Source organism: Pseudoalteromonas sp. S2721, assembly GCF_005887425.1.
Classification (GTDB): Bacteria; Pseudomonadota; Gammaproteobacteria; order Enterobacterales; family Alteromonadaceae; genus Pseudoalteromonas; species Pseudoalteromonas simplex.
In genome coordinates this window covers 1-13,053 of sequence record NZ_PNCZ01000070.1, presented here as the reverse complement: position 1 = coordinate 13,053, position 13,053 = coordinate 1, and the positions used below count along the sequence as shown (strand labels likewise).

Sequence of the window (13,053 nt, the reverse complement as noted above, 5' to 3'; positions counted from 1 at the left end):
ATAGCTGATAGCTGATAGCTTGTTGGTGTTCCCCAAGTATGCGGTGCCCGGTGTCAGTCCTGAAACCTTGAGGTTTCAGGGCGGGGATCTGCGGTCTACCGTAGGCTTCTCGGTACATGCCGAGCTTGCACAATAGTAAACGAACAGAAACCCTAACATAAAATTTATCGGCTCAGGGACTTAACCAAGCTCCTGCACCCTAGGGAACACCTTCAGTATATAAGACAAGTTTCAATCCTTAAACCATAGAATAAAAAAAAGCGGATCGTTCGCGTAGTTTTTCCCCACCTTTAACTGCTTATTTACTTTTCAGATTGCTTTTTGACCTCAATCATACAATTAATTGGAGTTGCGATTTATCGAGTGGTAGCATGGCGTTACTTAGCCGAACAAAGAAAAAGTTATGAGCACGTTACCTGATTACCAACAAGCCCAATTGTTATTAGAAAAGAATGAAATTTTTGTCGCACCAGCAGAAGCCCATGGTGTGATCAGTGGTTTATTAGCCTGTGGCATCAATATCGAAGCCGACGAATACTTAGGTTTATTAAGCGATGTATTCAATGATGGCTTAGCCTTCAATAAAGATTTAAAAGCATTTTTTGCTGATGTGTATTCTCAGGTTGTTGCCAGCTTCAGCGATGAAGAATTTCAATTTGACCTATTCTTACCAAGCGACGACGAAACACTGAACGATTTAGCCAATGGCTTAGTATCTTGGGTATCGGGTTTTATGCTTGGTTTTGGTTTAAAACAAAAAGATTACGGCAAGTTATCTGCTGATGTGAAAGAAGTGATCAGCGATTTTAGTGAAATTACCCGCCTAGACACCATGTTTGAAGAGACCGAAGAAGACAGCCAAGCACTGCACGAAGTGATTGAGTATGTACGTGTTTCTGCGCTTTTATGTTTTGCTGAATTAGGCAAAGAGCCTGCAGATAAAAACCCTAAGAAGACCCTTCACTAATCAAATTACAGAGGTTTAGCATGTCGTCTATTGCAATCGATAAAGCTGAATTTAAAGCCCGCCGCGAGCGCTTGCTTGCGATGATGGATAAAAATAGCGTGGCTATAATTCCTGCGGCAGGAGAAGTAACACGTAGCCGTGATACTGAATATGCATTTCGCCAAGACAGTGACTTTTTTTACCTAACAGGGTTTAACGAACCAGATGCGGTTTTAGTGCTTTGCCCGTCGAGCGATACACCAAGTACCCTAATTTGCCGTAACAAAGACAAACTAGCTGAAATTTGGCATGGCCGTAGAATTGGCTTCGAAAAAGCTAAATCTGAGTACTTATTCGACGCAACTTGCCCACTTAGTGAACTAGATGAACAATTATTAGATTTGGTGAACGGCCAGCAGATTTTATTTTATGCACAAGGCACTTACGCAAATTTTGATGCAAAAATTTGGGATTTATTAAGCACTCTTCGCGGCGCACCTAAAAAAGGCTATAAAGCCCCACATACTATTAAAGATATTCGTGGTTTAGTGCATGAAATGCGTTTGTTTAAATCTGACGCAGAATTAAACATTATGCGTACAGCGTGCGAAATTAGTGCACAAGGCCATATTCGCGCTATGCAGTTTGCCAAACCTGGCGCAACTGAATATCAATTAGAAGCAGAGCTTCACCACCATTATGCAATGAATGGTGCCCGTCATCCTGCTTATGGCACGATTGTCGGCAGTGGCGATAACGCCAACATTTTGCACTACACACAAAATGATGCTGAGCTAAAAGATGGCGATTTAGTGTTAATTGACTCTGGCTGTGAACTTGAAGGTTATGCGGCAGATATCACACGTACTTTCCCAATCAATGGCAAGTTTAGCGAACCACAAGCGGCGCTTTACAATATTGTATTAGCAGCTCAAGAAGCAGCATTTAGCCAAGTAAAGCCGGGCGGTAGTTTATCGAAAGCGAATGAACTGGCCTCAACGGTATTAACACAAGGGCTTATTGATTTAGGCATTTTAACCGGTGAGCTTGATGAGCTAATGGCAAACCAAGCCTGCAAAGCGTTTTACATGCATGGCCTTGGTCACTGGCTTGGGTTAGATGTGCACGATGTTGGCGAATATAAGCTTGATGAAAAAGAGCGCGTATTTGAGCCGGGCATGGTGCTCACCATCGAGCCGGGTTTATATATTAGCGAAGATGCAAAAGCACCAGAGCAATATAAAGGCATCGGTATTCGTATTGAAGATAACTTACTTGTCACTGAAGATGGCCATGAAAACCTGACCATTTCGGTTCCAAAAACCATTAGTGACATTGAAGCAGTGATGCAAGCAAACAAAGGCTAGGAGCAAGCGTGGCAAAGCAGTTTGATGTTGTCATTATCGGTGGTGGAATGGCGGGTGCAAGTTGTGCACTGGGCCTAAAACAGAGCAATAAGCAGTTATCAATCGCTGTAATTGAAGCAAATGAAGTAAGCGCAGACTATCACCCAAGCTTTGATGATAGAAGCATTGCGCTGGCTCAGCAGTCTGTTCAGTACTTAAAATCAATCAATGCGTTTGATTGCCAAGCGCCATTTGCGGCAGCGATTAAAAAAGTCACTGTGTCTGATCGTGGTCATTTTGGTAAAACGCATATTGATTGCCAAGAATATGGTCATGATGCCCTTGGCTATGTGGTCGAAGTGAACCTATTTGGGCGCAGCCTTCATCAGCAACTTACGCGTACTGATGTTAGTTTGTTTTGCCCAGATACGGTTGCCAAGCTTGAATATCAAAGCGATTTTGCCAATATTACGTTGAACTCGGGCGAGCAGTTAAGCGCGAAGCTTGTGGTGATTGCCGATGGTGCTCATTCGCAAAGCCGTAAACTGGCTAATATTGAATTTAATACTCGCGCTTATCAGCAAGTGGCGATTATTGCTAACATCGAAGTGGCTGGTGGTCATCATCATCATGCCTTTGAGCGTTTTACTGAGCACGGCCCAATGGCACTGTTGCCAATGAGTAATAACCGATACTCACTGGTGTGGTGTATGGAGCCTGAGCAAATTGAGTACACTATGGCGCTTGAAGACGATGCCTTTTTAGCTGCGTTGCAAAAAGCATTTGGTTACTGCGGCGGCTCATTTAGCAAAGTGGGTATGCGCGCAAGTTATCCGCTTGTGTATGGTAAAGCAGAATCACTGAGCAGCCACCGTACAGTATTAATTGGTAATGCAGGGCACGCTATTCACCCAATTGCAGGGCAGGGCTTTAATTTAGGCCTGCGTGATGTGCAACTACTGTGTGATATGGCAAACCGAAGCGACCTTGGTGATTACGCCTTTACCCGTTATTACAGCCAAACTCGCAGTAAAGATATTACGACCGTGATGACACTCACAGACAGCCTAGTGCGTTTGTTCTCTAACTCATCACGATTGCTCGCGCTGGGTCGCAGCATTGGCCTTTTCTCAATGGATTTATTCTCCTCGTTAAAAACCCCGCTGGCAAAACAGCTTATGGGTCAGGTTAAGCAAGGTAAACGGATATGAAACAAGCACAAGTTTGTATTGTCGGTGGTGGCTGTGTTGGCCTTACGCTAGCACTTGGTTTAGCAAAAGCAGATATCAGCGTTGTGGTGATTGATGCGAGTAAAAATCAAACCTTACCGGGTGATGATTACGCACTTCGCGTGAGCGCATTGAGCCTAGCTAGTCAGGGTTTATTTGAGTCATTAAATGTATGGCCAGAGATAATTAAACAGCGTGCTACACCCTATACGTCGATGGATGTACGTGATCAAGACAGCTTTGGCAAAATTCATTTTGATCATAACGATCTCGACTTACCGCAGCTCGGTCATATCGTCGAAAACGACATTATTCGATACGCTTTAATTAGCGAACTTGAAAAGCAAAGTAATGCCACTTTATTGTTCGAAACCCGCTATCAGCAAATTCATCAAACCGACTCTGATGTGTTTATTACTCTAGAAAGCGGCGAGCCTGTGATTGCTAAATTATTAGTGGCGGCAGATGGTGCTAACTCGGCTATTCGCAAGCAGTTCAACATGCCAATTACTTTTAAAGATTATGACCATCACGCCATTGTTGCCACGGTTAAAACTGCCGATGAGCATAACAACACGGCACGCCAAGTGTTTTTACCAACCGGGCCGCTGGCGTTTTTACCCTTGCCAGATAAACATACGCACTCAATTGTTTGGTCAACAAGCCCTGAGCATTGCGACACACTTTTAGCACTTGATGATAGCCACTTTAATAAAGCGGTTATGGCAGCCCTCGATGGCCAATGTGGTTTATGTGAAGTGCAAAGTGAGCGCATGGCGTTTCCATTAAAGATGCGTTATGCCCAGCAGTGGGTGTCTGGCAAAGTGGTTTTAATGGGTGATGCAGCGCATACCATTCATCCATTAGCCGGTTTAGGCATGAACCTTGGCCTAAAAGACGCCGCTTATTTAATTGAGCTATTAAGTAATCAGCAAGGCGAGTTTGCAAGTGCACGCACGCTGCGTGATTATGAACGTACTCGTAAGCTTGATGCACAAAAGCACATAGCTATGATGCAAGGCTTAAAAGAGCTATTTTCAGGCGCTAATCCACTGAAAAAGCTTGTACGTGGTGTTGGTTTAAGCTTAGTTGATAACCTTGGCCCAATTAAACATTTGTTCGCAAAAGAAGCAATTGGTAAATAACACCTAACTAGTTGTTACTATTTAGTTTAAGCCGCAGCTAAGCAATTAGCTGCGGCTTTTTTGCACTTATATGAACGCAAAATGATAGCGCTGTCATTTTTGTTAGTGTATGATTAAATTTTTGTGATTGGTATGGAAATTAAACAGCTCTGTTGGGTTGTATACTAGTTTCCAACCAAATAAAAATAATTAAACTAAGAGAACAATTATGGAAGCAACGGTTGAGTGTGACAACAACACAAAACAAAGCATCTGGCTGCCAATGGTATTGGCCGGCTCAATGTTTTTTATCTTAGGGTGTATAACGTGGCTTAATGGTGCAATTACACCATTTTTGCAGCAAATGCTTGAGCTTTCGCCGTTACAAGCTTCGTTTATCATCTCTTCTTTTTATATTGCGGTAACAGTTGCCGGTATCCCATCGGCTATGCTGATCAAGCGCGTTGGTTATAAGAATGGTATGGCGATTGGCTGTGCGATTATGGCTTTATCGGCGCTGATGTATATTCCCGCTGCGAAACTGCAAATGATCGAAATATTCTTGTTCGCACAATTAATGATAGGTGTTGGACAAACCGTACTACAAACCGCTGTTAACCCATACGTGGTTAAAATGGGCTCTGAGAAATCAGCCGCTGTGCGCGTGTGTATCATGGGCTTATTAAACAAATTTGCGGGTGTTATTGTGCCTGTTATTTTTGCGGCTGTAGTTGTAAGCGGTGTTGTTGATGGCGCAGGTAAATTATCGCAAGAACAAAAAGACATTATGGCAAATAGCCTTATCATGCCTTATGTGTTGATTGCTGCTTTAATCATGTTATTTGCTGCCTTTGCTAAATTTGCACCATTGCCTGACTTAGTGTTTGATGAAGACGAAACATCAAACGGCAAAGGGGAAATTAAAGAAACCCTAGCACACCCTCACTTAGTTTTAGGTGTGGTGGGTATTGCGCTATACGTTGCTGTTGAAGTTATTGCCGCAGACACCATTGGCTCGTACGCATTACAAATTGGCGTTGCTGACTACTCAGTTATGACCTCTTACACCATGGCGTGTATGTTGATTGGTTACGCGATTGGTATTTTGACTATTCCACGCTTTATGAGCCAACAAACGGCATTATTAATGTCGGGTATTGCCGGTATTATCACCGTGTTGTTAGTGGTACTTGGTAGCAATGACTCGTTCATTATTTCAAACCTATTATTAGTGCCATTTGGTGGCCCACAATTACCAGACCCATTGTTATGCATTGCATTATTAGGCTTTGCTAATGCCATGGTTTGGCCTGCAATCTGGCCACTGGCTTTAGCTGGCTTAGGTCGCTTAACAGGCACTGCATCTGGCTTACTGATCATGGGCATTGCTGGTGGTGCACTTGGCCCATTATTAATCGGTTTAGGGAACGTAGCAGGCCTAGGCGCACAAGGCGCTTACATTGTGATGATCCCAAGTTATGTATTCATTTTATTCTACGCCTTAAAAGGCCATAAGATGAGAAGCTGGAAATAACCCAGCAAACTAATTTTTCAAGTTAGGCAAAGCCGCGGTACGCCCATCACCGCGGCTTTTTTGTGGGTAAACTAAAGCTAACAGCTTTCAGCCGTCAGCTATCAGATTGAAAAGTTAGCGAGTTAAAAAGAGTAAAAGGGAAAGTTAGCGAGATGGGAGTTGTAGGAGGCGTTTTAACGCCGAATTCGTAGCAGCGCGTTTACCCCGCGTAATTTACTGTTTTTTGTGGTTCAATAATTTTTTGCACAAAGAGAAGACAATGAGAAGTGAATGAGTAACCCAATAAAACTATTAGTTACTTTCCTCTAAAGCGCAGCGCCTCTTATCCTCTTTGTGAATATCCATTGAATTGCGTGATATAAAATCGCGACTACTAACTTGCTAACTCACACCCACAAAAAAGCCGTGGGATTTTCATCACACGGCTTTTGATATTTCGCTAAGTCGTTTTATTAGAACGAGTAGCTGTAACCTAGTTGTAGGGTACGTGGTTTACCTGGTTGAATACCGCCGTTTGCACGGTTTGCAACGTAGGTTTTGTCAAACAGGTTGTCTACTGTTAGGTATACTTTTTGTTTGTCGTCGATTAGGTATTTAGCTGCTAAATCCCATACAACGCGGCTGTCGATTGCATTGCGACCTGAGTCTGTTAAGTCTGCGTGAGCATCAGACACATAGCGCATTTGCGTATCGAATACGAAGCTTGAGAACTCAGCACCCATCGAAAGCGCTAATTGGTTTTCAGGCACGTATGGCATTGCATCGCCTTTTTCTACGCTACCCCAAAGATCTGATTCAAACGCATTGTCGAACTCAGAATCAGTGTAAGTGTAAGTTAAGCGAACAGGGAATGAAGCTGCTTTAGTAGCGAATACTTTTCCTGCGCTTAGCTCAAAACCAGACACAGATACTTCACCGTAGTTGTATTGGTCGCCAATATTGTCATCGCTACAACCTACAGCCGCAGTACAGTTACCGTGCATGTTTGTGTAGTCAGAGTTAAAGTAGATTACTTCACCTTGAATGCCAGCGTAATCGTAACGACCACCTAGCTCAATATTAACACTCTCTTCTTCTTCTTGATCCGCATTACCCGGTGCTGCTGGCGCGTAACCTTTTTGAATACCAGCAAGAAGCGTTAAGTTGTCGCTTACTGTGTAAGTGGCACCTAGTGACGGCACTAAGATCTCAGTGTCGTTGCTGATATCTTTTGTTAAGCCATTTTCACGACTTGGATCAGACTTAGCCCATTCAACACGTTTGATTGTGATGTCTTCGTAGCGAAGACCCGCGCTAATGACTAATGCATCAAGTGACCACTCATCTTGAATGAATAGGGTAGTTGCTTCAGCGCTATCTAAACGGTTGCTGTTTGAACCTGGAACGCCTTTTTCTGTAAGCGTCATTGATAGGTCTTGGTTAAGCGTGTACTTGTCTTCCCATTGGAAACGATCCATTTCATCTTCGTGGTAACGTGCACCAACTGTGATGTAGTGGTTGCCCGCAGGGATATGGAATTCAGTTTGTAAGCCTTTCGCTTGGTAATCACGGTTATTCGCTTTTACGCCAATACCTTCAATACCTTCGCTTGTTGGGTTTGCTTCAAACTCGCTGTATTGCTCAAGGTAGCTGCTGCTTACTTTGCTTGCTTTATACCAGTTACGGTGGAAGTCGTTTAGGTAAGCTGTAGCAAGTAGCTCGTAACCTTTACCAAAACGATATGCATAGTTGATTTGGTATGCATTGTGTTGTGTGTTCATTTCATCGTTTTGCGATGCTGCATAACGACGGTAAGGGTTTTCTTGGTAATCAGCGTCAGTTAAGCCCATGTAAGTTTCGTCAGAGCGCTCGTCTGAGTACTTTAATTTCATTTCTAGGCTGTGTGCTTCGTTATCACCAAAGTCAAAACCAAACTTTAATAAGAAATCATTCTTTTCGAAGCCAGTGTTGTCGCTACCAACTGGTAAATCTTTAAAGCCATCAGCACCGTAAGTGAATACTTCTACAAGGCCCGCAGCATTGTTTTTCTTTTTACCGAAGTAAGCATGACCTTTGTAGAAACCGTCGCTACCAAGTTCAGCATTAAGTAAACCTTTAGACCCTTCAGTTGGTAAGCTACGAGAAACTAAGTTTAAAACACCGCCTGTTGTACGTGGGCCATACTTAACAGACGCTGCACCTTTAAGTACTTCGATAGACTCCATACGACCCATAGTAGGGAAGTAGTAAGCAGAAGGCGCTGAGTAAGGTGCTGGTGCTACAAGTACACCATCTTCCATTACTGAGATTTTGTCGTTACGACCTGTACCCGTACCACGCATACCGATGTTAGGACGAAGGCCATAGCCGTCTTCTTCTTGTACATATACACCCGGTACAGCACTTAAAACACGTGAGATATCAGTATATTCAAACTTTTCTAGTTCTTGCTCATCAATAAAAGTAGCAGAGCCAGGAATATCGTTAATTGCAGATGCAGAGCCAATTACAGTGATTTGCTCGAAGTTTTTCTCTTCTTTAGTTACATCTTTTGCAAAAGCATTAGCGCTTAAAGATAAAGCGACCGCAGTCGAAAGCGTAGAAACAATAAACTTAGGTGTCATTGTGAGTCCTGTATATGTTTAGATATTTTTAACAGGCGCAATTAAAACATGTAAAAAAATGCGAATCAATCCTATTTGTAATAAAACAGGTCTGAACTGTAAGTTCATGAATTGAGGGGGTTATAAGGAATACAGTAGTATTGTATTACGATATTGAGTTTTGGTTTGGTGTTAAGTAAAACTTAATGAGTGCAGCTGTCAGCTCGTAGGTTGGTTAGAGCGAAGCGAAACCCAACTTTGGAGCAATCAGCTTTCAGCCCTCAGCTTTCAGATTGAAAAGTTAGCAAAAGTATAGGGGAAAGTTTGCGAGATACGAGTGTAGGCGTTTTAACGTCGAAAAAATGGTGATATTAGATATCAGTGGTTAGAAGTTAGATTAAAACAACAGAGCTGTAAGCTTTAAGCTATAAGTCAGATCAGCCTGCACGCAGTCTCAGTGAAATGCATACCCGTAGGCGTGAAATTTATTTCGCGCGATGCTTATCTAAACCACAGAAGCAAGATGTAGGTCGGGCTTTAGCCCGTCAATGTTAGCGATTATGTGTCGCCATAAATGACGGCTTACAGTGCTTAACTCATTAGCTAGTAGGTTGGTTAGAGCGGAGCGAAACCCAACGTTTGGAGCCGTCAGGTATCAGATTGAAAGTTTGCGAGATACGAGGAACGAGATGCGAGGTGTAGGAGGCGTTTTAACGCCGAAAAAAGTCATAGGGGAGGCGCAACTAACACTACGCTGTTAGCACCTAGCACCATTCCTACGTGATATAAAATCGTTGCTACCATCTCGCTAACTCAAACCTACTGAATCAAACTCACTTGTTTTACATACGTATCGGTTTGCAAACCAAAGTGGCCGAGAACGTAGGTGTAGGTGGCATTTTCATTCCATAATCGGCTGCTGTGAATGCCGTACACATAACAAGTTGTTCCTAGCACTAATTCGGGTTTAACACTAGGGAGAGGTTATGATCTGAGAGATAAATCTGCTAGCCTTATTTCAGCCTAACTTGTAAAAGCAGGTATTAATTTAATAGAAGTAAACCTATTAGCTTCAGCTTCAAGGCTTAAAGGAAGGGCGGCAGAGCTTTTTATAATTAAGAACGATTTATTGGACTATGAAATTAGTCCAAATGTACAGCTATCTTTATTTAATATTGCATATGCAGAGAAAGAAAAAGTTGTTTTGCAGCAGATACTGTCGCTGCATATGGAGCTGTTGATTGGGGTCAATTACCAAGTTCTTTATTGGAACTTTTTGTTGATTTAACTTATCGAGGCGACTATTCGGGAGCCACAAGAAAGTTCTTACAAAAACCACTCGCGCAAGGAGATATTAAAGCTTTGAAGCTTATATTCAGTGATCGCTCTAAGTGGAGTTCAGTGCCTTATCAGAGGTTTGCTATGAGAAGTAAGTTCGCAAGTACTTTATCGGTAAAACAATCGACAATGCAGGTTTCTCCATGAATTTTAAAACAATGGCACTATCCCTTTCTATTTTTACCAGTTTAACTTGTTCTCAGGAATCGAGTTTAGAGAAGGTTGACAATATCCAGCCGATTCAGGTAATCAAAGGTCAGTTAAAAAATGAGACTGTTACTTATTTGCGCTATAACACTGAGGTTCAACCTTGTATTACACTAAAATTGGACAGAATGGATAAACAAAAGCAGTTATGTATTTTTACCGATCAACAAGGGAATGCGGTTGATGTAAGGACTGATGTTGCTGGAGTCGACTATTTGACCCCCGCCTTTTCTGAAAGTTCTTTCACAGTGACTTTAGATCTATTTAGTTATTACTTAGATTGCCAAATTACCCTTATAAATAAATCAGTAAAAGATCCTGTGTGTAAATTTAGAGATATGGATTAAAAAAAGATTTATAAATAAAAGTAAAATATCTAGGGCTTTTCTAGCTAATGATTAGCCTTAAAATCTACCTAGTATTGCAATTCTACATATTCAACTAGCACATTTTGCTAGTAAAAACCTAATAATTTGTACTTAAAAAACACAAAAGTTAAATTAATGTAAATTAAATCTTGCTTTTGTACCTGTTTGGTCTATGTTTTTGGTCGGAGGTCACTCCTCCAACCTGATAGATAAAATGACAATCAACAGGAACACACATGAAAATAAAAACACTCTCACTAGTGCCAGCTTTAATGTTGGCAGCGGGTATCAGCCACAGTGCTTTTGCTGCGCAAGGAGTCGCATTTGTGCACGGTACAGGCCAGCAAAGCGATGCGTATAATGACTATTGGACAGGCAGTTTTGTCGACACGGTTCGTCAAGGTTTACCAAATAATAGTAATTACACGGTCATTAATTGTGACTTTGATCAATACATGTGGGCAGACGCGGCATCTGGCTGTTTAGCAGGGCAGCTCACTACATTTATCAATAATAAAAACATCACAGATTTAACTCTGATCACCCATTCTAACGGTGGCAATGTGGTGCGTTGGATTTTATCTAACCCAACATGGGATAGCCGTTATCCAAATATTATTAGCAAAGTCACGCGTACCATTGCTCTGGCTCCTTCAAGTGGTGGCACGCCGTTGGCTGATGCGGTTATTGCGGGTAATTCGTTTGAGCAAAGCTTGGGTTGGCTTTTAGGCTACGGCAGCGATGCAGTAAAACAACAGCAAGTATCCTGGATGGAATCGTATAACGCACAGTGGCTGTATGGCACACCGAACCGCCCAAGTTTACCGTCTCGATTCGAAACCGTGGTGGGCAGTGATGTTGAATCAGCGGTATGGGATAGCGACAGCTATTGTGGCGGTTATCAAAATCAAGTGGGCCTTGAAGTAACACAAAACTGGTTAGACAGCTGTTCAGATGGCTTTTTAAATTGCAGTTCTCAGTCGTTAGCTGGGGTGGTGTGGTTTACCGATAAATCACGAACCCAAGGTGGTGAGCCTTTGAGTCATCAGCAAAGTCGACGTAACTGTTTTGGCTTGCCAAACATGCTTAAAAACCGAATTTAGGAGCTCGCTATGATTAATAAGTTAACCACAATTGCAGCTGCAATAGTGCTTGTAAGCACAGCCGCAAATGCTAATGAGCAAACGGTTTATCAATTTCCTCAAGTTCAACCAGCATCAAGCGCTCAACTACAAACACTTGAAAAAAACAGTGTTGAATATTGGCAGAAGGTTTCGGGTAAAGAGCTTAAGCGCGGCGTGCCTGTCTTTGTTAACCAAGCTGATAACTTTATTCGCATTGCACCAAAAGCACGCTTTGATAGCGGCGAAGTATTTAAGCCTCATGGCTTACAGCTAGATAAACTGTCGGTGCGAGATGACAACTTTAGACAAATGCCAATGCAAGCCATGGTTGCACGTGAGCAAATGGAAAATGCAGGATTTAGCGATGGCAGTGTTGGCTTAAAGCTAGGTCAGGTAAATGGCAAAGCAATGTTAAGAACAAGCCAAGCGCTTAACGATAATGACACCTACTTGCTGCATGTGATTGAAAAAGGCTCGAGCAATGCTTTGCATGCTAAATCGCAATTTAAAGTGAAAGATCAGCAACAGCGTGTTGCTATGCAGCTTAGTATGGGTAAAAAGCGCTTTAAAGATAGTGATGTGAAGTTAACGCTTTCAAGCCCTGATGGCGAAAAACTAGATGTACGTTACGAAAATGGTGAAGCAGTATTCAATTACCCGCTTGAAACCTTAGGCGCAATAAATGGTTACTACGAGCTTGAGGCCAGTGTAGATACTAAAGTGAATGGCCAAACGGTAAAACGCTCTATAAAAATGCCGTTTGTACATAGTTCACAAACCATCAGTATGGATAAAGCCAAAGTAACTGCGCTTGGCAATAACAAATACCAAGCCAAGGTGCCAGTGCAAGTGACCGACTCAGGCCGCTATGCCATTCGTGCAACCTTAACTGGCAAAGGTAATAAAGGTGAGCGCATCAAACTGGCGACGGTTGAAGTAGCAAAACAGATTGATAACTATGATAGTTTCACCATGCCTTTTGCTGTCACTCAAGTAGCCAAAGCCCCATATGAGCTGGTGGATATTGAGCTTACCGACCAAACGCGAATGTTAAAGTTTGCGGGGGAGTAAAGGGTAGCTATTATCGTATGTTGGGTGGAGCTAAGCGAAGCCCAACAAGTTAGCGAGTTGCTAGGGGAAGGAGCTATCAGCTTTCAGCCGTCAGCTATCAGACGAAAAAGTTTGCGAGATACGAGTTTAGGCGTTTTTTCGCCGAACCCTGTGGTTCAATTTGTTTTTCACAAAGAGAAAAGAA

The 13,053-nt window shown here is 42.5% G+C and carries 9 protein-coding genes, 1 other RNA gene and 2 pseudogenes; 9 read left to right on the top strand and 3 right to left on the bottom strand.

Going from position 1 to position 13,053, the window contains the following annotated elements:
* Window positions 1–25: 25 nt before the first annotated feature.
* Window positions 26–209: non-coding RNA, 6S RNA (ssrS, locus tag CWC02_RS19145), on the bottom strand.
* Window positions 210–403: 194 nt separating this feature from the next.
* On the opposite strand from ssrS, the gene CWC02_RS19140 reads away from it, so the two are divergent.
* The 5 genes from CWC02_RS19140 to nagP all read left to right on the top strand — a co-directional run bounded on the left by CWC02_RS19140 (window position 404) and on the right by nagP (window position 6,179).
* Complete coding sequence (locus CWC02_RS19140; RefSeq protein WP_138619814.1) at window positions 404–967, top strand: UPF0149 family protein; 564 nt, start codon at window positions 404–406, stop codon at window positions 965–967.
* 20 nt (window positions 968–987) lie between these two features.
* Entirely contained in the window at window positions 988–2,313 is a 1,326-nt protein-coding gene (gene pepP / locus CWC02_RS19135) for a Xaa-Pro aminopeptidase (RefSeq protein ID WP_138619813.1), read from the top strand.
* Window positions 2,314–2,321: 8 nt separating this feature from the next.
* Window positions 2,322–3,503: a 2-octaprenyl-6-methoxyphenyl hydroxylase gene (gene ubiH / locus CWC02_RS19130; protein ID WP_138619812.1), complete on the top strand. Its 1,182-nt coding sequence runs from the start codon at window positions 2,322–2,324 to the stop codon at window positions 3,501–3,503.
* Complete coding sequence (locus tag CWC02_RS19125; RefSeq protein WP_138619811.1) at window positions 3,500–4,666, top strand: FAD-dependent monooxygenase; 1,167 nt, start codon at window positions 3,500–3,502, stop codon at window positions 4,664–4,666. Before ubiH ends, CWC02_RS19125 begins: the two co-directional genes overlap by 4 nt.
* 208 nt (window positions 4,667–4,874) lie before the next feature.
* Window positions 4,875–6,179, top strand: a complete 1,305-nt coding sequence (nagP, locus tag CWC02_RS19120) for an N-acetylglucosamine MFS transporter NagP (protein ID WP_055198117.1) — start codon at window positions 4,875–4,877, stop codon at window positions 6,177–6,179.
* Window positions 6,180–6,631: 452 nt separating this feature from the next.
* On the opposite strand, the gene CWC02_RS19115 is transcribed toward nagP, so the two are convergent.
* Window positions 6,632–8,782 carry a TonB-dependent receptor family protein gene (locus tag CWC02_RS19115; protein ID WP_138619810.1) on the bottom strand — a complete coding sequence of 717 codons (2,151 nt, stop codon included), beginning with the start codon at window positions 8,780–8,782 and terminating at the stop codon, window positions 6,632–6,634.
* A gap of 798 nt (window positions 8,783–9,580) precedes the next feature.
* Window positions 9,581–9,706, bottom strand: a pseudogene (locus CWC02_RS21150) (lipase); the annotation flags it as partial.
* 13 nt (window positions 9,707–9,719) lie between these two features.
* On the opposite strand from CWC02_RS21150, the pseudogene CWC02_RS21145 reads away from it, so the two are divergent.
* From CWC02_RS21145 to CWC02_RS19100, 4 genes and pseudogenes are all read left to right on the top strand, one after another.
* Window positions 9,720–10,246, top strand: a pseudogene (locus CWC02_RS21145) (DUF8812 domain-containing protein); the annotation flags it as partial.
* On the top strand, window positions 10,243–10,653 hold the full coding sequence (locus CWC02_RS19110; protein ID WP_138619809.1) for a hypothetical protein: 411 nt from the start codon (window positions 10,243–10,245) through the stop codon (window positions 10,651–10,653). The pseudogene CWC02_RS21145 and the gene CWC02_RS19110, both read left to right, overlap by 4 nt.
* A gap of 257 nt (window positions 10,654–10,910) precedes the next feature.
* Complete coding sequence (locus CWC02_RS19105) at window positions 10,911–11,777, top strand: hypothetical protein (protein ID WP_212751484.1); 867 nt, start codon at window positions 10,911–10,913, stop codon at window positions 11,775–11,777.
* A gap of 9 nt (window positions 11,778–11,786) precedes the next feature.
* The gene (locus CWC02_RS19100; protein WP_138619808.1) at window positions 11,787–12,869 is read left to right on the top strand and encodes a DUF4785 domain-containing protein; all 1,083 of its coding nucleotides are present in this window, start codon (window positions 11,787–11,789) and stop codon (window positions 12,867–12,869) included.
* Window positions 12,870–13,053: the final 184 nt, after the last annotated feature.

Bases quoted from the DNA above. Each gene is read 5' to 3' on its own strand.
- CWC02_RS19140 (WP_138619814.1), top strand. From the start codon at position 404: ATGAGCACGTTACCTGATTACCAACAAGCCCAATTGTTATTAGAAAAG.
- pepP (WP_138619813.1), top strand. From the start codon at position 988: ATGTCGTCTATTGCAATCGATAAAGCTGAATTTAAAGCCCGCCGCGAG.
- CWC02_RS19125 (WP_138619811.1), top strand. From the start codon at position 3,500: ATGAAACAAGCACAAGTTTGTATTGTCGGTGGTGGCTGTGTTGGCCTT.
- nagP (WP_055198117.1), top strand. From the start codon at position 4,875: ATGGAAGCAACGGTTGAGTGTGACAACAACACAAAACAAAGCATCTGG.
- CWC02_RS19115 (WP_138619810.1), bottom strand. From the start codon at position 8,782: ATGACACCTAAGTTTATTGTTTCTACGCTTTCGACTGCGGTCGCTTTA.
- CWC02_RS19110 (WP_138619809.1), top strand. From the start codon at position 10,243: ATGAATTTTAAAACAATGGCACTATCCCTTTCTATTTTTACCAGTTTA.
- CWC02_RS19105 (WP_212751484.1), top strand. From the start codon at position 10,911: ATGAAAATAAAAACACTCTCACTAGTGCCAGCTTTAATGTTGGCAGCG.
- CWC02_RS19100 (WP_138619808.1), top strand. From the start codon at position 11,787: ATGATTAATAAGTTAACCACAATTGCAGCTGCAATAGTGCTTGTAAGC.